Consider the following 24,836-nt stretch of genomic DNA (forward strand, 5'->3'; position numbering starts at 1 on the left):
ATACCTCTGTCTAGTGCCTGCTATTCGACTTCTAGCGACTGCTTAGAATGAAACCATTCCTAATACGGTAGCCGATATGAGACTCGGATATGCCTGAATTGCCCGACATAGTGGTTTATATCGAATCGCTGGAACGGCACCTCGTTGGCAAAGCCCTACAGAAAATTCGTATCCATAGCCCTTTTCTACTACGGAACGTGGAGCCCCCTTTGGAAGAGTTTGAAGGGCGTATTGTCCAGCGATTTCGCAGATTGGGGAAAAGAATCGTTTTTCAGTTCGAAGGAGAACTGTTCCTGATTCTGCATCTGATGATCGCCGGTCGGCTGCAATGGAAATCGGTTCGACCCGCGGGCCGAATGGGATTGGCCTGTTTTGATTTCGACGGCGGGACCCTGATTCTTACGGAAGCCGGCACTAAACGCCGGGCTTCGCTGCACACCGCTCGTGCGGAAACTCAACTTCTTGAGCATCAGCCAGGTGGCTTGGAAATCTTCGATTCTACAGTTGAAGATTTCACTCGGGCGCTTCGATCCTCCAATCACACAGTGAAGCGATCCCTAACCAACCCTCGCATTTTCAGCGGCATCGGGAATGCTTACTCCGATGAGATTTTGCACCATGCGATGCTTTCTCCTTTAACTTGGACCAGTCTATTAACGGATGCTGAATGTGAACGGTTATTCCAGTCGACTCAGGCGGTGATGCAGCGTTTTCTTTCCAAATTGCGGCAGGAAGTCGGCGACGGATTTCCCACCAAAGTCACAGCTTTTCGGCCCGACATGGCGGTACACGGCCGCTTTAAATTACCTTGTCCGAAATGTGGCACACCGGTTCAGCGTATCGTCTATTCGGAGAATGAAACCAATTACTGTCCTGAGTGCCAAACGCAGGGAAAGGTACTGGCAGATCGGGCACTTTCCAAATTGCTGAAGGACGACTGGCCGCGATCAGTGGAAGAGTGGGAAGAGATTCGAAAACCAAAGCTCCCCTGATCAAGCGGCTTGTCGTCGGGCTGGATTCGACTCGCAATATCGTTCGATTTCGTCGATGGTTTTTTGAGTGGCTCCCTGCTGCGATTCGATCAGGGCGCGGGCGGCCTTACCTGCGGAAATTCGCAACTCGGGATTTTGCAGCCACTGCCGCAACTGGGTTTCTAACCCGTCAGGACTTTCCAATTTTATGGCACCGCCGCACGCGAGAAGTCGTTGAACCGTATCCCGAAAATTCCAAATATGAGGCCCAAATAACGTGGGCACACCGTAGCCTGCCGGTTCGATCATACTTTGACCGCCACGCTGGCCGTCGAAAGAGCCGCCGACATAGCCCAGATGAGCAAAACCCCAGACCGCCGAAAGTTCTCCCAGGGTATCAATGAGTATCACTTCCTCATTGGATTCACTCTTAAGTCCGCAACTGCGACGCACCAACGGCAGCTGAAATGCGTTCACCAAGTTGGCCACAGCTTCAAATCGTTCGGGGCTACGCGGTACGAGGACTAAGCGAAGATTGGGGAATTCCGACTTGAGATTTCTATATCCGGCCAAGAGGATTTCCTCCTCAGGAGCATGCGTGCTGCCGGCTACGAGAACAGTCTCCTCTTCGGAGATACCCAGTATGTCCCTGAGACCAAGGGACGCACTATTCGATAAGATTTTCAAAGCTCCATCGTATTTCACAGAACCCGTCACAGTTATCTTTATGGCGGGAATCCCGATGGAAACTAAATTGGCGGCGTACTCCTCCGTTTGCATTAGGAATCTACCGACCCGATTATACAAAAGCGGCTTGACCAGACGGGCGAACTTACGCACCCGACGCGTGGAACGGGGTGACATGCGGCCATTGACAACCAGCACCGGAATCTGCATACGGTTCGCCGCATGGAGGAAGTTCGGCCATAGTTCGCTCTCCGCCAGAATCACTACTTGAGGGGTTAGTGATCGTAACGTTCGATTTACGGCCCAGGAGAAATCGAAAGGCCATGCCAGGACGGGAATGTCTGGAAAACACTTGCGGGCTTCGGCTAATCCCGTATCAGTTGTAGACGAGATTATCAAAGGAATCTGTGGATGTCGTTTTTGAAAAGCGGCGACCACAGTACGAAGGAGGTGGATTTCCCCGACCGAAACCCCATGAAACCAAATCGGCTTTGCAAGGGATTTCACAGGTAAGTGAGTGCCGACGAGTTTAGCTCGGAGATGCCGACGATAACGGCCTGTCTTCCAGGATCGCCAAGCCAATGCTGGCAAAGCAATTAATAGAAGCAGGCCGTAAATCGCGTTCAAAATAATTGGCATGGGAATCCATTCCTGCCGTATTTACCTAACCATCGGCTCAACTGGGGGAGTTGAGCTTCATGTGGCAGTTTTTATACTTCTTGCCGCTTCCACAAGGGCACGGATCATTTCTACCGACTTTGGGAGCAGTATTGCGGATCGGCTCGCTCTTCTTGGTAACTTCCCGATTCGTGGACATTTCATTGGGAGTGGGAGTCTCGCGAACGGGTGCGAAGGCCTGCACGGAAGCATGGGTAGCGGTTGCTCCGGCCCACAGAGCCTCGTGCATCTGCTCTTCAGGAGCATCTTCCAGGCGGAACACAGTTTCGCAAACTCGCTCTTCGAGCAATTCGAGCATCTGTTCGAACTGCTTCATCCCATCCTGCTTGTACTTGGTCTTCGGATCGATCTGAGCATAACTCCAGAGGCTGATCCCCGCCCTCAGGTGGTCCATCGTCAATAGATGGGATTTCCAGGAACTGTCGATCATATCCAGGAGCATCATACGCTCCATGCGACGCATTTCCGGTCGATAGATTTGATCGAAGACGTTCCAAAGGTTTTGCCGAGCTTCGTCGCGTTTCTGTCCGGCAATCGACTCCGGCGGAATCTGGATGGAATACGATTCTTTAAACCAGTCCACAAGTTCCTGAGCATCCGCGGGCTCGCAAACTTCCGAGCCGGACATGGCTTCTTCGAGTTTCTTGTCGATCTCTTCCTGGGGAAGTTTGGGCATATGTTCGGCACTGCATTCGAGCAGGAATTTCCGAATGTCTTCCTTACTCCCATCGCGGAAGAGTTCGACCGTGACTTTCGAGGCCTGGGAGGGCATTCGCTTAATGGCCCATTCGAAGATCCCTTCACGGTTATAGCGCTGTCCCTGACTTCCCGTGTCGGACATGAAACTCGCCAATGCCACCATAATCGGGAAGGCAATTTCCCGTTGCCGGTAAGATTCACGAACTTTATCGGACAAGAGCACTTTCACATCGGCGTCTGATTTGTTTTTCAAATCCGACAGATCGAGCGACACCTGGAATTTCTGCTGTGCCCAGTCGATCAGGGAGATGTGGCCCCAATCCCCGCGTAGGAATTTTTCACCTTCACTAAGGTCGACTTGCTCCACAGCCCGATTGGCCTCAGCCAGAACGACTTGCTGAATATTCTCGCGGCCAATCTGTTTGAGCTGCTTTTCGGTGTAATTCAGCAGCAGCCGAGTGTTGATCAGGCGGGTCATTTCCTGCCATTTCCAATCGGCCGGGTCATCGTTTTCCGCGAGATTTTCATCCAGGCCTTCCTGAATGACCGTAGGTACATTGCGGTAAGCTTTTTCCCGGGTGACCCGAACCGCGTCCTCGTAGTTGGCATTGAGGAATTCGTTCTCTTCGAATTCGAGATTCATGCGGGTCGAAGCAAAATCTCTAAAACTCTCGGCGGAGTAATCGGGGGCCAAATAGCGATTCACCGCTTTTTCGACCTGCGAATCGAACATCCGCAGCAACTCCGTTTTGCAGTTGCGATGATTCAAAATTTCCTGACGACGGCCGTAGATCAGCTTGCGCTGGGTATCCATCACCTCGTCGTATTCGAGAAGGCTTTTACGGGCTTCAAAATGCGACTCTTCGAGCTTCCGCTGTGCCGCTTCGATGCGCTTGGACACCATACGGCTTTCGATGGCCTCGCCATCCTTCATGCCCAGTCGCGTGAGCACGCTGGCGACCCATTCGCCGCCGTAGAGACGCATGAGTTCGTCTTGGAGGGAAAGGAAGAAGCGGGAGGAACCGGGATCTCCCTGGCGGCCGGCTCGACCTCGTAGCTGATTGTCAATTCGACGGCTTTCGTGTCGTTCGGTGCCAACGATATGCAGGCCACCTTCCTCGGCCACTTTGCGACCGGCTTCCTTCATTTTGTGTTCGGACTCAATGGCATCGACCCGGGACTTCCAAACATCTTCGGGAACTTCCAGACGGGTGGGATACTGATCCTTAAGCTGAGCCCAGGCCAGCGTTTCTGGATTGCCCCCCAGAATGATGTCGGTACCGCGTCCTGCCATGTTCGTTGAAATCGTCACCGCTCCGGCACGACCGGCTTGAGCCACTATCTCAGCTTCGCGCTGGACGTATTCGGGCTTGGCATTCAGCAATTCGTGCTTGATGCCTTTTCGCTTAAGCAAGCCACTGAGTTTTTCCGATTTGGCCACATCGGTGGTCCCGATCAGAATGGGGCGACCGGTGGCATGCACCGTTTCAATTTCATTGATGATGGCGTCCCATTTTTCTTTTTCGGAACGGAAAACCACGTCCTGGTAATTGATGCGCTTCATGGCCCGATTCGTCGGAATCGCTACGACGTCGAGCTTGTAAATCTTCCAGAATTCGTTTGCTTCCGTCATGGCGGTACCAGTCATACCGCCCAGCTTTTTATAAAGCTTGAAGAAGTTCTGAAGTGTAACAGTGGCAAGTGTTTGCGTTTCCTGTTTGATCTCAACACCATCGCGGCGATGTTTGGCTTCCACAGCCTGGTGCAGACCATCCGACCACTGCCGACCGAACATGGCACGACCGGTAAACTCATCGATGATGATGATTTTCAGTTCCCGTTCATGCTCCATGACCATGTAATGGCGATCGCGCTGATAGAGATGATGGGCCTTGAGTGCATTATCGATCAGGTGAGGCCATTCCATGTTGCCCGGGGTGTAGAAACTCTCGACACCAGCCAGTTCTTCGGCTTTTCGGACACCCTTATCGGTAAGATGGCAGCTTCGTTCCTTCTCCTTGATTTCGTAGTAGATCCCGAGTTGGGGTTTTTCCCCCTGCTTAACCGGTTGCTCTTCGAGTTTAATACCCTTAGCAGCGAGTTCCGCGCGTTCTTTCTTTTCCAGTTCCGACAATTTGAGCGCAATTTCGTTGGCCTGAACGTACTTTTCCAGATCGGAGTGAGCGGGGCCTGAGATAATCAACGGCGTTCGGGCTTCGTCGATGAGAATATTGTCGACCTCATCGATGATCGCGTAATTGAGCTTTCGTTGAACCTGCTGATAGAAGGGATGATAGGTTTCGTCCCCGAATCGCGCCGGCTTCATATTATCCCGGAGATAATCGAACCCGAATTCACTGTTCGTACCGTAAGTGATGTCGCACTCGTACGCCTTACGGCGTTCGGTCGCTTCCTGATCGCTCTGAATATAACCGGCGGTGAGTCCCAAAGCGGAATAGATAGGCAACATCCATTCGCAGTCGCGGCGGGCCAGATAGTCGTTCACCGTGATAACGTGAACACCTTCCCCCGATAGTGCATTCAAGTAAGCGGGTAGGGTGGCAACCAGGGTTTTACCTTCCCCGGTTACCATCTCGGCGATACCGCCCCGATGCAGGATGACACCCCCGACCATCTGGGTGTCGTAATGACGCATATTCTTGGTACGTTTGGCAGCTTCCCGGCAGGCCGCAAAAGCTTCGGGAAGGATATCCTCGAGAGATTGACCCGCTTTGAGTCGCTCCCGAAACTTGTCGGATAGGCCGCGGAGTTCCTCCGCGCTCAGGGCTTCCATCTGGGATTCGAAGGCATTGATTTTCGAAAGGGTCGAGCCCGGAATGACTTGAGCCTGATCCGCCCCCTTCGGACGATAAAAACCGATGGCCCGTACCTGGCGTTCATTGCTGGAGCCCAGCATCCGAGTGAGTAGTCGGGTGGCGCCTTCGGCCAAATTGGAGAATTTCTCTCCGATTTTTTCGAGCACGCCAACGTCGAGATTAGTGCTAGCAGTCACCATCCAGTTTTGCCGCCTCCGCGGATTAAGTGGGCTTTTATGATCCTTCGTAACTCTCAGTCTAAGATTGGCCCGAATGACGGTCAATACAGACTGGGGAGCTTGGTTTTTTTCGTCGTTAATTCTTACAGGACTAAGTTTGTTGGAATTATCGCTTCAGAAGGTCCTTCGCCTACAATTCATTGTGAGATGTATTGGAAATATGAAGGAATCGCATGAACTGTCCTTTCTGTCACAGCCCCGGTCCTCATGAGCAGGCCGGCAGTCGAAATATATGCGGTAAGTGTGGGGAAACCTTTGCTGGCACCCAAGCTGCCCCCCAGAAAATCGTCAGTAGTGAACTTAAGAAAAACGTTCTCACCCATCGGCAGATGCGTCAGGTTCGGGGGATGATGTCGATTCGTTCCACCGTCATTCTGTGCGTCGGCTTCGCCATGATCAGCTTCATCGGCGGCGTCGCATATCGTTGGTATTTCTCCAAAAAAATTGCCAAAGAAACTGAAGCTTCGACGCAAACCACGCCGTATGCCCCACTGAAAATACCTGCTTTGCGATTTCTGCCGTCGGACCTGGATGGCATTTTGGCCGTCCAACTGCAGCACATGCCGAAAAACGAAGAATTTTCCAATGCCGTAGCGACCATGGTGCGCGGGGCCAGCCTCCCCGGGGATTGGTTGAATTCCATTCCTCAAAGTTTGCAGACAGAATGGTCGAACATTCTGGAATTGGTGCTGGCTGTAAAAATCGACGAGCATTTGATACCGCCGCAAGTCTTTCTGGTACTGCACGTTAAAGAGCCCATCGATGAAGACAAGATCATCCGCGAGTCGCGCGGTCGATATCTGGATCAGACGAAGCGGGATTATCTGAGGTTCCAAGGGCCTTCAGGTCTTTGGTTTGTCGGGTGGAAGCCGGTCGACAAATACTTTTTAGTCGCGCTCGATGAAAAAGATCTGGACTTGTTTCCGGAAAAAGCGAAAGCCAATTCCAATCATATCTCCAACCGGCTGCGCTCCCGCATCGAAGCATTTTGCACGGAAGATATGCATGCCTGGTTAACTATGGATTTCAGCCGATTGCCGGAAAGCGGGACCCTGATGTTGAGCGATGCTCGTCCCGAAGCTAAGACGCTCCGGCAGCAACTCGATTCTCTGACAATCGGGCTCGACACAGAAAACTCACCTCGAGCGAGCTTATCTGTAATGGCTCGCCAGGAGCAAACCGCGGAAAACTGGCGGAAAGATCTGATGGCCCGTTTCAGCGATAAACCCGGCAAAATTCAGATCGGCGGCGGGGGTAAAGCTGTCTTTCTCAAGCTGGATTTCGATCCCGAAATCATCGGGATCTTCATGCAAAGATTAATCAGCCTAAAGTCGGCGGAGAAGCCAGTCATTAAGCCTTGAGCATTTCGTCGTGGCGCATTCCACTGGGAGGAATATCGCTCTGTCGGCAGGCCGCCAGGGCTGCCTGGGCTCCCGCGTGCTGCTCGGCGTCGTTATCTTCCCACTCGATGCTGACAGCTCCATCGTAGCCTATGCGATTCAGTTCGATGAAGATTTCTTCCAGGCTGTTCGCATCTCGCATGCTGCCCGCGGTGACGAAATTCCAGCCATTGGTCCAGTGACCCATCGGGCGATGCCCTCCTAATCGGCCGCCGCGGCAATGCTCCGGGGCCACCCAGACCCCTTTGACGTGGGCACAGTGAATGCGGTCTTTGAACTCCCGAATGAAGTCTATCACGGAAACGTTCTGCCATTCCATATGCGAGCCGTCGAGGTTAAAACCGCAGACGCTTTCATATCCCGCTTTATCCATCGCCTTGAGGTAATCGTGAGCGGATTCTATGTCGCCCATGGCCCGTTCGCTCGGGTGACATTCGAGATCGAAGGTCACACCGGTCTGCTTGCAGAGATCGAAAACCTTCTTGAATCGTTCGACCAGCAGTTCCAGGCTGACCTCTCGTACGTCCCGAATCTTGTGTCCGCCGATCTCGGAGGGTAGGGGCGGGAAGAGGAACCAGTGACTCCAGCAATTGGCCGGGGAGCCCACGAATCCAGGTAACGCGACCTTGCGGTTGAATAATTTGCTGAGATGAGCGGCCAATCGCACGCAAGCCAACAGGTCCCGTTCGGCTTGCTGGTGGATCAGTTTTCCAACCTCCGCCGGTACGTAGTAGGGGTCGGCTTTAGGAGGTGTATTTCCTTTGGAACGCCATTCCGAGTAAGCCTTTACGGCATCTCCACCAATGAATTGCAGAGTTTTCGCGCTTGGTTCATCCCCAAGTGCCTGACCTTGAAGGTGAGTGGCGACCGTGAAGATTTCCAACCCGTGAGCCTTCGCCAGTTCGGCGCGTTCTTTGGCGTAGGCTGCAGCACCTTCATCGGTGTCGCATTTGCGTAAGTCGAGTTCCCAACTCGCTTCTTCCCAACCATCAAATCCGCTGGATTGCAGGAATTTGACCCATTCGGTAAAGTTCACATTACCGAACTGCCCTCGGACGAGGCCGATCTGATGGAAGCTGTTTTTGCCATTACGATGTTGAGCAGTTTGTTTAAATCCCATGAATTTTATCCTGTTTTCCGGGAGAGAGATATTGAAGTTGGTTGTAGTTATACAAGGCTGGACCGGCACAAGACACTGTTAAATAAAAGCAAGATTTTTCGCGGAGCGAGATCAAAATGCAGATCGACCAGATGTCCGTAGCTTACCAGTGAAAAAGAAAAATTCAGAAGCTCGACGGCTTAATTGGTAAATCGATTTGTTGGATTCCAGAAACGCAAATCTAGGTCACCATTTCGCTTATTAAGAGAAATTCATGTAGTATTCCATGAGAATTGAGCACTTGCTGAGCGCTTACACTTCACTGTCGCGGAAGAGAACCGGGATTTTATTCTCAATTTCCTTCGAATTTCTCACTCCAGAGCCATTCTTTTTCATTTGACAGTCCCGGGGAAAAGTGCGAAAAATAAAGGAGTCGTTAATTCAGAATGGGATTCGGGTCCTGCCTGCAGAGCGGTCTTGCTTCAATTGTAGCCTACTATCAGACCCGGATTGGAAATACTCGTGCCGTTATCCTTCTCCGGCTAAACGAGATGGAATTCATGTGATCTGGGGTGCCTCATGCGTTTAGTTGAGTCTATCAAGAAGGGTCGGCGCGGTTTCACGCTGATCGAACTTCTGGTGGTGATTGCGATCATCGCAGTACTGATCGGCCTGCTCTTGCCGGCAGTCCAGAAGGTCCGCGAGGCAGCCGCTCGTGCCAAAAGCATGAATAATCTGAAGCAAATCGGCTTGGCAGTTCATAATTACGAAAGCAATTACCAAAAATTGCCGCCACTGATCGGTGGTGGGTTGAATCAGGGTGCGAACTTTACCTGGTTCCAAGGTGGTTCAGTTTCCCAATCTTCTGTCCTTGGTACCACCCACATGTTCCTGCTCCCTTACATCGAGCAGGGGAACTTGTACAAGTCAATTTACATCCAAGCCAATCCCGGCTCTCCCGGATTCTATATGGCTACCGCAAATACTCCCGCGGCCTACGCAACGACGATTCCTATCTACGTCGGTCCGTCCGACCCGAGCCAATCCTCCGGCAAGGACTCTTTCGGATTTGCGATTTCCAGCTACGCGGCCAATGCACAAGTCTTTGCGAATACGGGTGTTATCAATAACATTCGAGGCCTGATCGACCAGAATAACGTTGGTCCCTCGTCCAACACTTACGATCGCGGTTTAACGATTGCCGGCATTCAAGACGGCAGTTCGAACACAATTCTGTTCGCGGAAAAATATGGTCAATGCGGTGCGGGCGGCAGCCGCTGGACCGGTATTAATGGTGGCTCGGCGTCTACAGGCGGAACGTTTTCTCCATTGTTTGCTCCCATCATTGCCTGGGGGGTTGTCAACGGTAATCCTGGCGTTACTGGTCCTCCTTTCGTATACGGAGAAATGCCCTCATATAACGGTGGTGGCGATCCTAACAGTCTGGTGATGTTTCAAAATCAGCCCAATCCCTATACCTCGACCTCGGCTTGCGATCCTTACCGAGCGGGAACACCCTACGCTTCAGGCATCACAGTTCTGATGGGGGATGGTGGGGTGCGATCTGTGCGTAATACGGTATCTCCCTATGTATGGTGGTTTGCTCTCGATCCTTCGGACGGGGTGACCAATAATCTGGATTCGTAATCGCGCGAATTCGATAGAATCAAGCCGAAAAAGCCTTCCTGAAATGGAAGGCTTTGTTTTTTTACTATGAATAAATTAGCAGCTGCAATTCTGTGCGGCGGTCAAAGCCGACGCATGGGAAGCTCCAAAGCCTGGCTCTCTTTCGGGGACGAAACTTGTCTTCAAAGGGCCATTCGAATTGCGAGCAGTTCCATCGTGCAAAAGATCTATGTAGTCGCCGCGCCCGAGCAGGATCTTCCCACACTTTCACCCAATGTAACAATTCTTCGTGATGAGCGAGCGTTTGAGGGGCCGCTGCGAGGCTTATTCACCTCCCTCAGAACTTTATCTCACGACTTTGACCGCCTATTCCTCTGCGGCTGTGATACTCCTTTTTTAAAACCGCAATTAATCGATTTTTTAGCAGACAAGTCTAAAGAGCAGGCCGTGATCGTGCCGCGAATCGAAGGAAGATTGCAGCCCCTACATGGCCGATACGATAAAAGTGTATTGCCAATACTGGAGGAATCTCTGAAGCTGGGGCAGCTTCGAATGACCGATTTTCTCGCACAAGTGGAATTGGATATTGTCGAGGAAAATGAAATTCGGCGATTCGATCCGCTTTTGAGAGGCTTTATGAACCTCAACTCACGCGAGGAGTACGAGACTGCATTAAAGCTAATGGGCGAGGAAAAATAACTACTTGGTAGTATCGATCACCTTCTGAGCGGCCGCAGCCATTTCCGCGTTACCCAACGCTCCACTATCGGCATAACCTAATCTCTCAGCGCGAATCTTGGCAACATCGGCGGGCAACAGTTCGCTCGATCGGAAATAGATGTACCACAAATAACCCTTTTGAGCGCCAGTTCGATCGTAAACGAATACCGGTTTCGGACCTTTGACGAGTTTTTCAAACTTCCGGTATAGGTCTTCGTTCAATGTATCTGCTTGAACTACAAGACTTTCAAAGGCAATGCCCCGTTTTTCCACCTGTTGACGATCCGCCAACTCGTCGTCCGCGCTGGTTCGCAGAAAAACGACTTGTTGAACGTTCTTTCGCTTCAGCCAATCCAGGCCGTCGAAATCGGGTCGCTGGCCGGTCCATATGCCTTCTTTGATGCTGGTGAAATCAGGAATACCCAAAGGCATATCGGTGGCGGGAAGCTTGTTCGCAATGGATTCCTGCTTTGGAGGCAGTGGGGAAGATTGCGATCGGCTCTTTTCTTCAACCCGCGCGGGAGCTCTCTGGTTATCCGGAAGAATAACTTCATTTGGGGAGTAGTAGGATCGCTCCGGGCTGATATTGGCCGGAGGAATATAGTTCGGATTACCGCTGCTGCCGCGAGGGACCGGCGGCAGGGAATCGCAACTCTTCTTCTTACAGCAACTCGAACAGCCGTTACTAAGGCTAAGTCCCAGCAAAATCATCAAATAGGCTAAATATCGCATGGCGTCACTCCTGGAGAACAATTCATTTTAAGTCGGAATTTTCAGCGTAAGAGCGGAATTGACGACAATGCCTATCTGGGAAGTTCGAATTGCGGAAAAGAGTAGCGATTAGAGCGATTACGCAAGACTCGTTGAAGAATTCTGATCCCGCTCGGCCGTTTCGAGCAAAGTGTAAAGGTCTCGGCAATTCATCCCTGACTCTTTCAGGGTCTGGTAGACAACCGACTCCACATCAGAAAGGACCATCACAGCAATATCAGACGAGTGTATGATTGTGCGATTTTGAGATCGCATTCTTTCCAGAGATCCTTGCAGCATTTTAATGACGCCATTGGAGCAGAATTCCCGATGGAGTGGAGGCGCATCTGCCCGAGGGCGGTCACTTTCTTTGAACATCAGTCGTAACTGCTCACCGAGGTTTCGAACATCTATCTTGGAATATTCCGCCCATAGTTTAATGGTCTGATCCGCCTGGAGTAGTATCCCGATGAACAGATGAGGGGTCCGAAGATTATCCCAGCCTCCCAGGCGGGCGGCGTGCCGGGCCTCCTCGAGTGCCTTGAGACAATCGTTCGAAAATAGAGTGCGGTTAAGATGTCCCGAAATGGCGAAAAGCGAATCCATGATTCTTCCTGATTCTCCGACAAACTTTTGAAACTGTAGTTTGCGAATGGGAATCGGGCAAATCACAGATTTAATGTGGACCATTCAGGGCCTGCGACAATTCCATCACAACTTCCGACACGGCCTTTATACCCGGGCCTGAATTGTGGGGGTCGATTTTTTCCATGAGACGAACGATCGCACTCCCGACGATCACACCATCCACTTCATCGCGGAGCATCTGAACTTGTTCTTTTCGACTCACCCCGAAGCCCACGCATAACGGAAGCGTGGTTAGTCGGCGCAGCTTCGACAGATATTCCTTGATGGTTTCTGGCAATTCTGCCCGCTCGCCCGTAATGCCGACTAAACTCACGCAGTAAAGAAAGCCCGACGAAATCTGCCCTATCTTCTGGATTCTTTCGTCGGAAGTCGTCGGCGTCACAAGCAGAATCAGCTTCAGATCGATTTGCCGAGCCAACGCCGCGATCGATTCAGTTTCTTCCACAGGCATATCGGGTACTATCAATCCGGATAAGCCAGACGCCTTGCAATGGAGCAAAAACTTCTCGGTATTTTTTCGGTGGATGATGCTGTAGGAAACCATCCCGACGATGGGGGGCAGCTTGTGTGCAGAGTTCGAAGTGACCTCGTGAACGGTTTTCAGAATCTCATCGATCTTCAAACCATGGCTCAAAGCGCGAGTATACGATGCCTGAATTACTGGACCATCGGCGACCGGATCGCTAAAAGGGAAGCCAATTTCAATAATATCCGCACCTGAACCGGCCAAGCTCAGGATTAACTTTCCGGTGATCTCCAAATTGGGATCCCCGGCCGTGATGAATGGTATGAACGCTTTACGCTGGCTTTTTTTCAGTTCTTGAAAAAGAGAGTCAATCGGGTTCATGCACGCTCCGCTTGAAGCCGCGCCACTTCGGCACAATCCTTATCGCCACGTCCTGAGAAGCAAAGGATCACTACATCCTCCTTTTTGCGTTTGGATGCAATATCCATGGTCGTGACTAGGGCATGGGCAGTTTCCAGGGCCGGAAGAATCCCTTCCAGTCGGGAACAGAGTGAAAAGGCCTTCAGGGCTCGGTCGTCATCGACGCTGCAATAATGGACCCGCTTGGTGTCTTTCCAGTAGCTATGTTCTGGACCAACACCCGGGTAGTCCAGACCGGCGGAAATCGAATGCACCGGAGCGGTCTGTCCGTCATCGTCCTGAAGAACATAAGTGTAAGTGCCGTGAAGGACCCCTGGCTGACCATAACTAATCGTGGCCGCGTGCTCTCCGTATTGCGAATTTCGGCCGCCGGCTTCAACGCCGACCAACTCTACGCTAGAGTCGTCGACGAATGGATGAAACATCCCGGCCGAATTGCTACCGCCGCCCACACAGGCTACTACAACATCGGGCAATCGGCCGATTTGTGCCAGAGCCTGTTCTTTGGTCTCTATCCCGATACAAGCTTGAAAATCGCGAACCATCATGGGGAAAGGGTGGGGGCCAATCGCGCTGCCAATGATGTAATGAGTGTGTTCGACCGAGGACATCCACTCCCGCATCGCTTCGTTGGTGGCATCTTTTAAGGTTTTACTGCCGGAATTGACAGGATACACCTCGGTTCCCATGGCTCGCATGCGAAAGACATTCAATTCCTGCCGACGGATATCCTCCGAACCCATATAGACTCGGCAGGTTAAGCCGAACAAAGCCGCCGCCGTCGCACTGGCCACACCATGCTGACCTGCTCCGGTCTCTGCGATTATGCGTTTTTTGCCCATTCGCTTCGCAAGCAGCGCTTGGCCGATCGCGTTATTGATCTTGTGGGCGCCCGTATGGTTCAGGTCTTCCCGTTTCAGGTAGATGCGGGCTCCTCCCGCTTCCCGGGTCAGCCGTTCTGCAAGATAGAGCCGGGAAGGACGGCCCACGTAATCGTGAAGCAGTCGCTTAAATTCGGCCTGAAATTCCCTGTCCCCCCGAACCTGAGTGTAGGCCGCGGTCAACTGTTCCAGTGCGAACATCAAGGTTTCTGGGACGTATTGCCCGCCATAGGGGCCAAATCGGCCTCGCGAGTTGGGTACGGCCGAAGTCGCCGTGAAGTCAGGAGATTGAACGGTCATATCTATTCCTTATCCGGGTGCGAGGGTTATTCTTCGGGATTAAGATCGAGAATTCAATGCCCTCTATTAGTAGTCCTGCCAAGACCTCTCGAATCCGGTAACATAATCGATTCTGTATGAATGAATAAGTGGGATGGATCACGATGAAAGTTTCCTTACGCTGGTTGCGCGATTATGTGGAAGTTGATTCCGATGTGGCCAATCTCGTCGAACGCTTGACCATAGCAGGACTTGAGGTTGCTAACGTCCGCTTTTTCGGACTCGACATACCGCCGAACTTGCGCGTAAAGATAGAGGAAAAAGGACCAGTCTGGGCTCGCGATAAAATTCTGACGGCCCAGGTTTTAAGCATCGAAAAACACCCCAATGCCGACAAACTGAAACTGGTCATGCTGGATATGGGTACGGGTACTCCCAAACAGGTAGTGACCGGGGCCCCGAATATTGCTGTCGGAGAAAAAGGGCAGAAAGTCATTCTGGCACTGACCGGTTCGGTCCTCTTCGATGGCCATGCAACTCCCAAAGTATTAGCGGAATTGAAGCCGACTCAACTGCGAGGTGTCCCGAGCGATTCGATGGTTTGCTCGGCTTATGAACTCGGAATTCACGACGATCACGATGGAATCATTCTTTTGGAAAGTGATGCCCCAGTTGGTGTTCCGCTGATGGATTTCATGGGGGATGCTGTACTGGAAGTGGACGTCCTTCCCAACATGGCCCGCTGTTTATCTCTCATCGGTTTTGCCCGTGAAGTGGCCGCTCTGACTGGAAAAACAGTTTGCTTGCCTAAGCCAAAGGTCGAATCCAGCCAGGAGAGCATCACCGGAAAGGTTCAAGTTTCAATTGAAGATGGGAAGAAATCGGCCCGCTATCAGGCAAGAATTATTCGAAATGTTCAAATCGGTTCTTCTCCCGGCTGGATGCAACGACGGCTGCAATACAGTGGCGTGAAAGTCATCAGCAACGTGGTGGATATCACCAACTACGTGCTGATGGAGACCGGACAACCGTTACACGCCTTCGATTACGATGTTCTGCTGGAAAGGGCAGGCGGTAAAGTACCTCATATCACGGTTAGAGCTGCCAAAGCGGGCGAAGTTCTTGTCACCTTGGATGGTGTGAAAAGAGAACTCACGGCTGAGAACCTGGTCATTGCGGATAATCAGGGACCGATTGCTCTCGCCGGGGTAATGGGTGGGCAGGATACCGAAGTTACGGGCAAGACAAAGAATGTCCTGTTGGAAGCGGCGAATTTCGATTTCGTTTCCATTCGAAAAACCAGCAAACAATTCAACATCTTCAACGACGCCAGCACTCGATACAGCAAGGGAATTCATCCGGACTTGGTGGAATTTGCTGCCCTTCGAGCTTGTGAACTATTCCAGAAATATGCCGGCGGCCAAGTGCTTTCCGGCTTCGTGGAAGCTTATCCCGCTCCGCTCCCGGAGCAGAAAATTACGCTCAAGCAGGATCAGATCAAGCGGCTTTTAGGCATTGATGTGCCCTCGGCGGAAGTCACTCGGATTCTGCGTGCCTTAGAATTCCAAATCACCGAAGTTCAAGACGGCTGGACCGTCGTAGTGCCTCCGTTTCGACTGGATGTGCAAGCCGGAGCCGCCGATCTCATCGAAGAAGTTGCCCGCGTCTACGGATATGATCGGCTGCCAATGACGCTACTTTCCGGGGAATTACCCTCGCAGCGATTCGATCGGCCGCGTTACCTGGAAGAACTGGCCAGGGACACACTGGCGCTTTCCGGGTTACGAGAAGTAATCAATTATTCTCTCACCACCAAAGCCAAAGAATCTCCCCTTGTCGCGTCGCAAGCTCCCTATGTGGAACTACTGAATCCCATCAGTGCCGAACGGGATGTGATGCGTCAATCGATTTTGGCCAGCGTCCTCGACAACGCGGCACTAAACCTTCGAAATCGAGATACAGTACGTCTTTATGAGATCGGCTTGACCTACGTTCCCCAACCCGGCGAAGCTCTCCCCAAGGAATCCCGACAGTTGGCACTCGTGATGACTGGCCGGCGTTCCCTCGCTTCCTGGGACGATCCTCAGGGGCAGAAACCCACACTGCTTGACTTTTTCGATCTAAAAGGGGTGGTGGAATCCCTTCTTCTCGGCTTCCACACTCCGCGAGCTGAATTTGGCTCGGCAAAAGAGGTCAACTGGTTGCACCCCGGCCGCTCCGCGCGGATTACAATTCAGGACCAAATCGTCGGATTTTTCGGAGAGCTCCATCCTAAGGTTGCCGCGCATTTCGATCTGGCGGACCGATCCATTCTGGTGGCCGAAATCAATCTTGAATCATTGTTCTCAGTGGTTCCTGAGCGTTTCGCCTTTACCCCGGTGCCGCGCTTCCCGGCCGCTCTGCGGGATGTGGCAGTGCTGGTGGATGATTCTCTAGCCAACGAAGCGATTTCCAAGGAAATTTTGGCTGCGGGAGGTGATCTTCTGAAGGAAGTTCGTTTATTCGATCTTTACAAAGGGGATACCATTCCCCAGGGTAAGAAGAGCCTGGCTTATTCTCTGGCCTATCAAGCCGACGATCGCACCCTCTCCGAAAAAGAGATCGAAAAAGCCCATAAGAAGATCGAAGACCGACTTCGCCATGTTCTGAAGGCCGCCATCCGAGGCAAGGATGCATAATGGCGCAAAGGATAGCAATTGTAGGGGCTGGAATCAGTGGATTGAGTCTGGCCTGGCAGATCCGCAAACGGTTGCCGGATGCGGCCATCCGTATCTTTGAGAAAAATTCTCGGCCGGGTGGCAATATCTGGTCGGAACGCCAGGACGGTTTTCTGGTGGAAATGGGCCCAAACGGATTTCTAGACAGTAAGACCTCTACTCGAGATCTTTGCCGAGAATTGGGACTGACAGATAAGCTGATATCGGCCAGCGAAGGAGCGCGAAAAAATCGCTACATTTTCTGGAATGGTCGTCTCCAGGCGCTCCCCAATTCGTTACTATCCTTTCTCGGTTCACGCTTACTGTCTTCAAAGTCGAAATGGCTTCTGCTAACCGAGAAATATCGCAGAAATCAGGCTACAACCGAGGATGAAACAGTCGATGCGTTTGCCCGGCGCAGGGTAGGGGATGAAATAGCCAATATTGTTGCGGATGCGATGGTAACGGGCATCCATGGCGGCGATCCCAAGGTTTTAAGTGTCAAATCGGCGTTCCCCCGACTGGCAATCTGGGAAAAAGATAGCGGCAGTGTGCTGGGGGGGATGAAAAAGAATCGCCGACTGAAAAAAACGGAAGCCCTTTCCAGAGGAGAGCAACCCCCGGGCCCACCTCGGATGTGGGGATTTCGAGACGGCTTAAGAGTTCTGATTGAAAAACTCGCCGAGGTTTTTCGCGATGAACTGGTGCTGAACGCCGATATTCAAAAATTGGAAAAGCTTGATGGCGAATGGAGAATCGTCGTCAATAAGGGTGAAGCGCGAAGCTTCGATAGCGTAGTCCTAACCTGCCCGGCCTACGCGCAGGCTAAAATTCTCGAAAAGATCGATCAAAAGCTCAGCCAGGAACTTAATGAAATTCCTTATAACCGTATCGCAGTTGCGGCCTTAGGATTCCGAGGCATACCGACACAATTTCCCACCGACGGCTTCGGCTTCATCTCCCCCCAGTCCTTGAAACGGGATATCGTCGGCGTTCAATGGTGCTCCTCCATATATCCGGGGCGTGCGAACGAGGGGACTTCCTTATGGCGGGTTCTCTGCGGCGGTTGGAATCGACCTGAAATAGTAGATTGGCCGGACGAGAAGCTGCTTTCGGCTGTATTGAGCGAATTGAAAATATCGATGGGCGTAACCGAAGCTCCCGTGTTTCAAAAGATCGTCCGCTGGCCCAAGGCCATCCCGCAGTACCGCGTCGGGCACTCGAAGAAAATTAGCACCATAATGGAGCTATCGCACGCTCATTCGGGCCTATTTTTGGGCGGAAATGCATTCCGCGGCGTTGCGATCAATGATTGTACAGAGGATGCGACGTATCTGGCGGAACAAATTACCATGTATCTTCGTACCCCTGATAAAATGAAAATTTGACCTTGGCCATTCGCGATCCTTTTGTGATAGGATGCCCAAGGTTTGGTACTACTCTCCTTGAGGCTTCTCATGCGCTCCGTTTTGTGTTTAATCCTGGGGGGCGGACGCGGTCAGCGTTTGTATCCGCTCACGAAACTTCGCAGCAAACCCGCGGTACCCGTCGCCGGGAAATATCGCCTGATCGATATACCTATCAGTAACTGCATCAATAGCGGTTACAACCGCATATACGTCTTGACCCAGTATCTCAGCGTCAGCCTTCACAAACATATCGCTCAGACGTACAAGTTCGATATGTTCGGTAATGGCTTCGTGGAGATCCTGGCGGCCCAGCAAACCAATGAAGGCTCTCACTGGTATCAGGGAACGGCCGACGCTATTCGCCAAAATTACCGGCAGATTATTCAGGATCCCTGCCAGGATTGCATCATTCTGGCGGGTGATCAGCTTTACCGAATGGATTTCGGCGAGATGCTGACCACGCACCATAAGTCCGATGCCGATGTCACTTTGGCAGTATTACCCGTTGGATCGGATACAGTCGGTGGCTTGGGCATCGTGAGAACTAACGAAGAAGGGCGAATTGTCGGGTTCGTCGAGAAACCTCAGACCGCCGAGCAACTCAAGCCCTTCTACGTCGAATCGGACTGGATCGAAAAACGCGGAATTCGCTGCAATGGCCGGAACTATCTGGCCAGCATGGGTATCTACATCTTCAAGAAGCAAGCGCTGTTGGAGATGCTAGATACAAAACCTCTGGCGACCGACTTCGGGAAGGAAATATTCCCGCGCGATTATCCGACTCGACGAATAAACGTTCATCTTTTCGACGGCTACTGGGAAGATGTGGGGACCATCAAATCCTACCATGAAGCTTCCTTGGCGCTGGCGAGCGAAAAGCCACCGTTCGATTTTCACTCGGCGCAGGGAATAATCTTCACGCGAATGCGATTTTTGCCCCCCTCGCGAATCATGGAGGCAGAATTGAAGTCCTGCATGATCAGCGATGGCAGCGTAATTCTTCCCGGGGCAAAAATTGAACATAGTTTACTGGGAGTTCGAAGCCGGGTCGGACGTAATGCAATCATCAAAGACTCCGTAATCATCGGCTCGGATCGCTTCGAATCGGACGCAGAACGTGAGGTCAATCGCCGGAAGGGAATTCCAGATTTCAACATTGGCGATGGGGCGATCATTCACCGGGCTATATTGGATAAAGATTGTCGGATTGGGCGGAATGTGAAAATCTTGAACGAAAAAGAGATTATGGAGTTCGATTCTGAACTCTATTCGATTCGAGACGGCATAGTCGTGGTACCCCGGGGATCGATTATCCCCGATGGTACCGTGATTTGATAATTCAAACTTTAGGCTTTAGCAGCCGCGGCTGCTAAAGCTCGAGTAGCCTGCGTTTCCGGTTCAACACCTTCCCCGAAAATCAACAGCAGCGGGCTGGCGATGTAAATCGATGAGTAAGTTCCCACGATAACGCCAATAACCATCACAAACGCGAACAGGTGCACCCCGTCGCCGCCGAAGGCATAGAGCACGATAACCACCAGCCAAGTCGTCAACGAGGCCAGCAAAGTTCGCGATAGTGTCTGGTTTACACTGTCATTGATCATTTGCTCGGTTAACTTGGGGTTTTTGCCGCGCACTTCGCGAATTCGATCGAACACAACGATAGTATCATTGACCGAGTAACCTACTAGGGTCAGCAAGGCTGCGACGGCCGGCAGGTCGATCTTGAAGTCTTTGAGACCCAGCAGTTTGCCGAAGGCCGTATCGTGCACGTAGTAGCAAATCGCGATAGCACCCAAGGTGAAGCAGAGGTCGTGGATCAGGCAGATCACGGCCGCGGCTCCAAAGGTCCAGCTTCCGAAGCGGAACCACAGGTAGAGCAAGATGGCTAGCCAGCTAGCCAGAATAGCGTAGACCGCTCGATTTTTGGTTTCATCCGCCAGCGTACTATCGAATGTTTCCAGACGTTCCGGTTGAGGACGCGAAGCGAAAGCCGCTTCACCACTCTTCAAGAGTGATTCCACTTCCTGGGCATTGAGCTTTCGAGCAATCGGATTGTCGGCCAAGTCGAATCGCATTGTGGTATAGCGACCTTCAATGGCCGCGCCTTCCCCACGAACATCGATCAGATCGGCATTTCCGACTTCCGGGGCCTTCGTACGAAACTCTCGTTCGAGAAGAGTTTTCACGAAACTCGGAGAAGTGGGGACAGGCTCTTTGGTGGTCGGATCGATGAAGTTCAGAAGCCAATGTTTGTCCTTGGGAGTAATCGTAAAGTCGGTCGTTAGAAGCAAGCTGGCACCGGCTGCGGTATCGCCCTCGCGGCAAAGTCGGTCGAGAGCGATTTGCACCAATTCCGGCTCCATTTCCGTGGTACGGACCGTAAAGTACCGGCTATTGCTCCCCGACTGAGACTGCAGGAAAATTTGCTCCACGGACCAATCTGGCAATTGGCTTGCCCGCTTGGCGACCGCGGCTTCTTTTTGTTCCGTAGTTTCTCCCAACGGCGGATTCGCCAGCGTTACCTGCTGTTCGGAACCATCTTTATACTTGATGGCATAAATATTCTTAAACTTGCCGGAGGGATCCTCAACACTTTTCACAGAATCGATAGCCAGTAGGGTTTTCTGGCGTTCATCGCTGAGAAGGTGGCGAAGCTCCGATATCGACTTCTCGGTTTTGAATTGGCCACCATAGGCCGTACCACCGACGAAGTCGACGTTCAAACCATTGGAGCCTCTCGCCAGGAAGAGCCCAAGTCCCAAAATTGTCAGTATCGCAGTTGCCGTAAACATTAATTTTCGGATGGCCATAAAATCAATGCTGGGCTTGCTGAAAAATCGCAGCATGCGAAGCTGTTTGAGCCAATTCCGATGCAGGCAGTAATCGAAAATCAATCGAGTCATAAAGAGCGAAGTGAACAAACTGATGATCAAGCCGGCGGTCAAGCTGACGCCAAAGCCTTTGAGCTGATCGTTACCCACCGTGTAAAGCACGATGGCCGTGAAAATACTACTTAAGTGGGTATCGATAATTGTCGGGAACGCCCGATCATAACCGTTTCGAAGAGCTGTGGCGATTGAGTTCCCTCGATCTCGTTCTTCCCGCAAGCGTTCATAAATCAGAACGTTGGCGTCCACAGCCATCCCGAGCATAAGAACCAGACCGGCCAAACCAGGCAGGGTGAATGTGGCGTTGACGGCAACCATGAAGCCAACAGTCAGTAACAAGTTTGCCAAGAGAGCGAGGGAGGCGACCAGCCCGGCGAAGCGGTAGTAAATCACCATGAAAATCAGAACCGCCACGAAGGCCAGAAACACGGCCCAGGTACCGCTCTTGATCGTGTCTTCACCCAGGGTGGCACCGATCGTATTTTCGCTGACCGGAAGGGGTTTCAAAGAAGCGGGCAGGGCACCCGATTTCAAGATCTGAACGATCTCCCGAACATCCTTGATGCTACCGACTTCGATGATACCGCTGCCACCGGTGATGGGCGAGTTGATCTGGGGAGCGGATGTGATCAGGCCGTCGAGAATAATGGCGAACTGACGCATTTGTTTGGTGCCGGTCGCGTCGCCCGAGGGCTTGTTCTTACGGGTCAATTTCGCGAACTGGCTGCTCCCTGCGGAATTCAGTGTGAATTCGAGGAAGTTGCGGCCTTTATTGCTGAAGCCGTTACCTTCGCGGGCAGTAATTGTCACCGAACCACCCACCTTGAGTGAGTCGCTGGATCGGGTCAGAATGAAGTATTCGTATTTGCGTTCTTCACGCTGCTGCTGAGAGAGCTTCAAGCTCTTGCATTCCCGGCTGTAAATCAGCATGGAAGAGACTTGTCCCTCTCCTTCATCGCCATTACCCCGATTAACTTGCAGATAAGCTTTGCCTTCTTTACGCGCTTCGGCCACTTTCATCCAAAGATCACCCTTGCCTTCGTTGGCGTTTTGCAGACCCAGGGAGGTCCGATAGCGATCGTCGATGGGAGCCCAGCTATAGGTGGCTGGTTCGTTTAAAGCGAGGAATTCCCCATCCGGAGCAGATGGACCCGGGGGAGGCACACCATCGATCGCAGCTCGCTCCAGGATATCTTTATTGGCGGGATTTTCGAGATATTCCTGTGCTGCCTGAATCCCTTTCTTGTCGTCGGTATCCGCATCGTTAGCCAGCATTCGAAATTCAAGACTTCCGACCGCCTGAATCAGCTTTTTGAATTCTTCGATCTCTTCCTGATTCAGATTCTTCTTTCCGGTACCGACTTTGCTGTCGGCATCTCCCGTTGACTGATCGCCGCCAAATTGTTTGGCAACGGTGGGCAGAATAATTTCAATGCGTTTCTTACCCGAGCCGACTGGACGAATCGTTACGTTCTTCAAGTCGGCGGGGTCGAGACGCCGCTTCAGAGCGGCGGCTAGTTCCTTCATATCGACATCAGCTGCCGATCCTTCACCGGCCTTAGAGACAGTCTGATCCAGTTCGTAAACCAGAATCGTACCGCCTACCAGGTCGATACCTAGTTTGAAGCCCTGCCCACTGTCGCGATACTTCATGTAGGCGCGACCAACCAACAAGGTCGCAATCAGGAGCGGGATGAGGCAGAGTATGGTTCTTCGACTGAAATTCCGTTGCATATTCGGCCGATTTCCGAAAAAAGAGGATTCCTATCCGTATTAAAAACTCACCAATTTTGAAGTCGAGCCGACTCATCTGAGTCCACTCGTTCTATTTTGCTTAAACCGTTACTTAGGTCTTGTTTTCCAGGACTTTCTGTTCTTCTTCCGAACCTATGATTCGGATGATCGAGCTTTTTCGAACTCGTATGCGAGTATTACTGGTGTCATCCGTCCGAAGAGTGACCTCGTCTTCGTTCTCTTTCAGAGCGACGACGGTCCCGAAGATTCCGGCAGTGGTTTCGACCTTATCGTTCTTTTTGAGGCTGGAAAGCAAGTTCTGCATGGTCTGCTTCTGCTTGCGGGAAGAAGTGACCATCAAGAAAAAGAACAGTCCCAGCGGCAACAGCAACATGATCATATTGGCGGCTGGGGGCGGACCAGCCGGCTGCGCTGCATTGGGGTCGGCGTCTGCTAATAAGGAGAACGCCTGGAGCATATTCATATTTCGACTCGAACCATGAGCTTTCGCTCGGAAAGCAGGAATATCCAGTAAAAGCTCTATCCTAGATACCGCTGGACCACCGGGCAAGGCAAGAGGCCCGATACTCGCCAAAAGTCCCATTTTCTATCGCAAGTCCTGCCTGCTCCATCAACGCCAGATAGTAGCGGATATTATGAATGGACAGGAGGGTAGGCCCCAGCATCTCATTTGCATGGAACAAATGATGCAGATAAGCCCGGCTAAAATTCTTGCAACAGTAACAATCGCAATCGGACATGACGGGTCGGGGATCTCGCCGATGCTGTGCGTTCTTCAATTTCAACTGACCTTCGTGCGTGAAGGCGTGCCCATTTCTTCCGTTTCGCGTCGGCATAACACAGTCAAACATGTCAATTCCTGCCGCTACGCCTTCCAGTAGATCCTGAGGGCGACCAACTCCCATCAAATAGCGAGGTTTATTTTCCGGCAGAAAAGAGGCACAGTCGGGCAGCGCGGCGTGCATTAATTCTGGTGACTCGCCGACACTGAATCCACCGAGGGCATAACCAGGAAAATCTAGGTCGACCAGGTGGCGGGCACACTGCTCACGAACTCCAAGATTTATACCGCCCTGGACGATCGCAAAAAGAACTTGATCCTTTCGAACATGGGCATCCCGGCACCGTTTCGCCCACAAAATCGTACGTCGTACGGCATCCTGCATCTTTTCCAGCGGAGCATCGGCGGGGGGGCACTCGTCCAGAACCATTGCAATATCTGAGCCCAAATTCTCCTGAATCTGAACGGCTCGTTCCGGAGTCAGCTCCAATAATTTGCCATCGATATGCGAGCGGAATCTGGCACCGTCATCATTGATTTTCCGGACTTCGGCGAGACTGAAGACTTGAAATCCCCCGGAGTCGGTCAGGATTGGTTTATCCCAGCCATTGAATTGATGTAATCCTCCGAGTTCGGCCACCAGATCATCGCCGGGCCGTAACGCCAGGTGATAAGTATTCCCCAAGATTATCTGGGTATTGAGGGCGTGGAGTTGCTCGGGAGTGATTCCCTTGACCGTTCCCTGGGTACCTACCGGCATAAAAACCGGTGTCTGAATCGACCCGTGGGGAGTCTGCATCACGCCGCGTCGGGCTAGTCCATTCTTATGGAGGAGTTTGAAATTAAATTCCATTTGGGCGATGTTAGAAATCTGAAAGAATTAGCCAAGCGTCTTGATGGAAATGGTCGATTTCATTTTTCGTAC

17 protein-coding genes are annotated in these 24,836 nt (G+C 51.9%); 7 read left to right on the forward strand and 10 right to left on the reverse strand.

The genetic code is table 11. The features are described 5' to 3' along the window. Positions 1 to 89: 89 nt before the first annotated feature. Positions 90 to 992 (forward strand): Fpg/Nei family DNA glycosylase, encoded by a 903-nt coding sequence (locus KIH39_RS05470; protein WP_213498253.1) that lies wholly within the window; start codon positions 90 to 92, stop codon positions 990 to 992. Here the strand turns inward: KIH39_RS05470 and KIH39_RS05475 are convergent, their stop codons facing one another. Then, positions 993 to 2,297: a 3-deoxy-D-manno-octulosonic acid transferase gene (locus tag KIH39_RS05475; RefSeq protein WP_213498254.1), complete on the reverse strand. Its 1,305-nt coding sequence runs from the start codon at positions 2,295 to 2,297 to the stop codon at positions 993 to 995. Positions 2,298 to 2,334: 37 nt separating this feature from the next. Beyond that, the gene (gene secA / locus KIH39_RS05480; protein WP_213498255.1) at positions 2,335 to 6,051 is read right to left on the reverse strand and encodes a preprotein translocase subunit SecA; all 3,717 of its coding nucleotides are present in this window, start codon (positions 6,049 to 6,051) and stop codon (positions 2,335 to 2,337) included. 212 nt (positions 6,052 to 6,263) lie between these two features. Here secA and KIH39_RS05485 point away from each other — a divergent pair, with 212 nt between their 5' ends. Then, positions 6,264 to 7,451: a hypothetical protein gene (locus tag KIH39_RS05485; RefSeq protein WP_213498256.1), complete on the forward strand. Its 1,188-nt coding sequence runs from the start codon at positions 6,264 to 6,266 to the stop codon at positions 7,449 to 7,451. Here KIH39_RS05485 and KIH39_RS05490 read toward each other — a convergent pair. Then, the gene (locus KIH39_RS05490) at positions 7,441 to 8,610 is read right to left on the reverse strand and encodes a sugar phosphate isomerase/epimerase family protein (protein WP_213498257.1); all 1,170 of its coding nucleotides are present in this window, start codon (positions 8,608 to 8,610) and stop codon (positions 7,441 to 7,443) included. The genes KIH39_RS05485 and KIH39_RS05490 overlap by 11 nt on opposite strands. A 558-nt stretch (positions 8,611 to 9,168) precedes the next feature. Here KIH39_RS05490 and KIH39_RS05495 point away from each other — a divergent pair. Both KIH39_RS05495 and mobA read left to right on the forward strand, forming a co-directional pair. After that, the gene (locus tag KIH39_RS05495) at positions 9,169 to 10,236 is read left to right on the forward strand and encodes a DUF1559 family PulG-like putative transporter (protein WP_213498258.1); all 1,068 of its coding nucleotides are present in this window, start codon (positions 9,169 to 9,171) and stop codon (positions 10,234 to 10,236) included. A gap of 66 nt (positions 10,237 to 10,302) precedes the next feature. Further along, positions 10,303 to 10,914 (forward strand): molybdenum cofactor guanylyltransferase, encoded by a 612-nt coding sequence (gene mobA, locus KIH39_RS05500; protein ID WP_213498259.1) that lies wholly within the window; start codon positions 10,303 to 10,305, stop codon positions 10,912 to 10,914. Here the strand turns inward: mobA and KIH39_RS05505 are convergent, their stop codons facing one another. The 4 genes from KIH39_RS05505 to trpB form a co-directional block, all read right to left on the reverse strand. Next, positions 10,915 to 11,667: a protein-tyrosine phosphatase family protein gene (locus KIH39_RS05505; RefSeq protein ID WP_213498260.1), complete on the reverse strand. Its 753-nt coding sequence runs from the start codon at positions 11,665 to 11,667 to the stop codon at positions 10,915 to 10,917. It lies immediately after the preceding gene. 117 nt (positions 11,668 to 11,784) lie between these two features. Beyond that, positions 11,785 to 12,291: a hypothetical protein gene (locus tag KIH39_RS05510; protein WP_213498261.1), complete on the reverse strand. Its 507-nt coding sequence runs from the start codon at positions 12,289 to 12,291 to the stop codon at positions 11,785 to 11,787. Between the two features lie 70 nt (positions 12,292 to 12,361). Next, positions 12,362 to 13,180, reverse strand: coding sequence for a tryptophan synthase subunit alpha (gene trpA, locus KIH39_RS05515; RefSeq protein ID WP_213498262.1), 819 nt, complete (start codon positions 13,178 to 13,180; stop codon positions 12,362 to 12,364). Further along, the gene (gene trpB, locus KIH39_RS05520) at positions 13,177 to 14,400 is read right to left on the reverse strand and encodes a tryptophan synthase subunit beta (protein ID WP_213498263.1); all 1,224 of its coding nucleotides are present in this window, start codon (positions 14,398 to 14,400) and stop codon (positions 13,177 to 13,179) included. The genes trpA and trpB overlap by 4 nt, the downstream gene beginning before the upstream one ends. Positions 14,401 to 14,543: 143 nt before the next feature. On the opposite strand from trpB, the gene pheT reads away from it, so the two are divergent. The 3 genes from pheT (at position 14,544) to KIH39_RS05535 (ending at position 19,819) form a co-directional block, all read left to right on the forward strand. Further along, positions 14,544 to 17,057: a phenylalanine--tRNA ligase subunit beta gene (pheT, locus tag KIH39_RS05525; protein WP_213498264.1), complete on the forward strand. Its 2,514-nt coding sequence runs from the start codon at positions 14,544 to 14,546 to the stop codon at positions 17,055 to 17,057. Further along, entirely contained in the window at positions 17,057 to 18,463 is a 1,407-nt protein-coding gene (gene hemG / locus KIH39_RS05530) for a protoporphyrinogen oxidase (protein WP_213498265.1), read from the forward strand. Before pheT ends, hemG begins: the two co-directional genes overlap by 1 nt. 69 nt (positions 18,464 to 18,532) lie before the next feature. Further along, entirely contained in the window at positions 18,533 to 19,819 is a 1,287-nt protein-coding gene (locus tag KIH39_RS05535; protein ID WP_213498266.1) for a glucose-1-phosphate adenylyltransferase, read from the forward strand. Positions 19,820 to 19,830: 11 nt separating this feature from the next. Here the strand turns inward: KIH39_RS05535 and secD are convergent, their stop codons facing one another. From secD to tgt, 3 genes are all read right to left on the reverse strand, one after another. Then, a complete protein-coding gene (secD, locus tag KIH39_RS05540) occupies positions 19,831 to 23,109 on the reverse strand; it encodes a protein translocase subunit SecD (RefSeq protein WP_213498267.1) in 3,279 nt (1,092 codons plus the stop codon). A gap of 112 nt (positions 23,110 to 23,221) precedes the next feature. After that, positions 23,222 to 23,593 (reverse strand): preprotein translocase subunit YajC, encoded by a 372-nt coding sequence (gene yajC / locus KIH39_RS05545; protein ID WP_213498268.1) that lies wholly within the window; start codon positions 23,591 to 23,593, stop codon positions 23,222 to 23,224. Positions 23,594 to 23,654: 61 nt separating this feature from the next. Beyond that, positions 23,655 to 24,764, reverse strand: coding sequence for a tRNA guanosine(34) transglycosylase Tgt (gene tgt, locus KIH39_RS05550; RefSeq protein ID WP_213498269.1), 1,110 nt, complete (start codon positions 24,762 to 24,764; stop codon positions 23,655 to 23,657). Positions 24,765 to 24,836: the final 72 nt, after the last annotated feature.

It is taken from the genome of Telmatocola sphagniphila (assembly GCF_018398935.1).
Taxonomy (GTDB): domain Bacteria; phylum Planctomycetota; class Planctomycetia; order Gemmatales; family Gemmataceae; genus Telmatocola; species Telmatocola sphagniphila.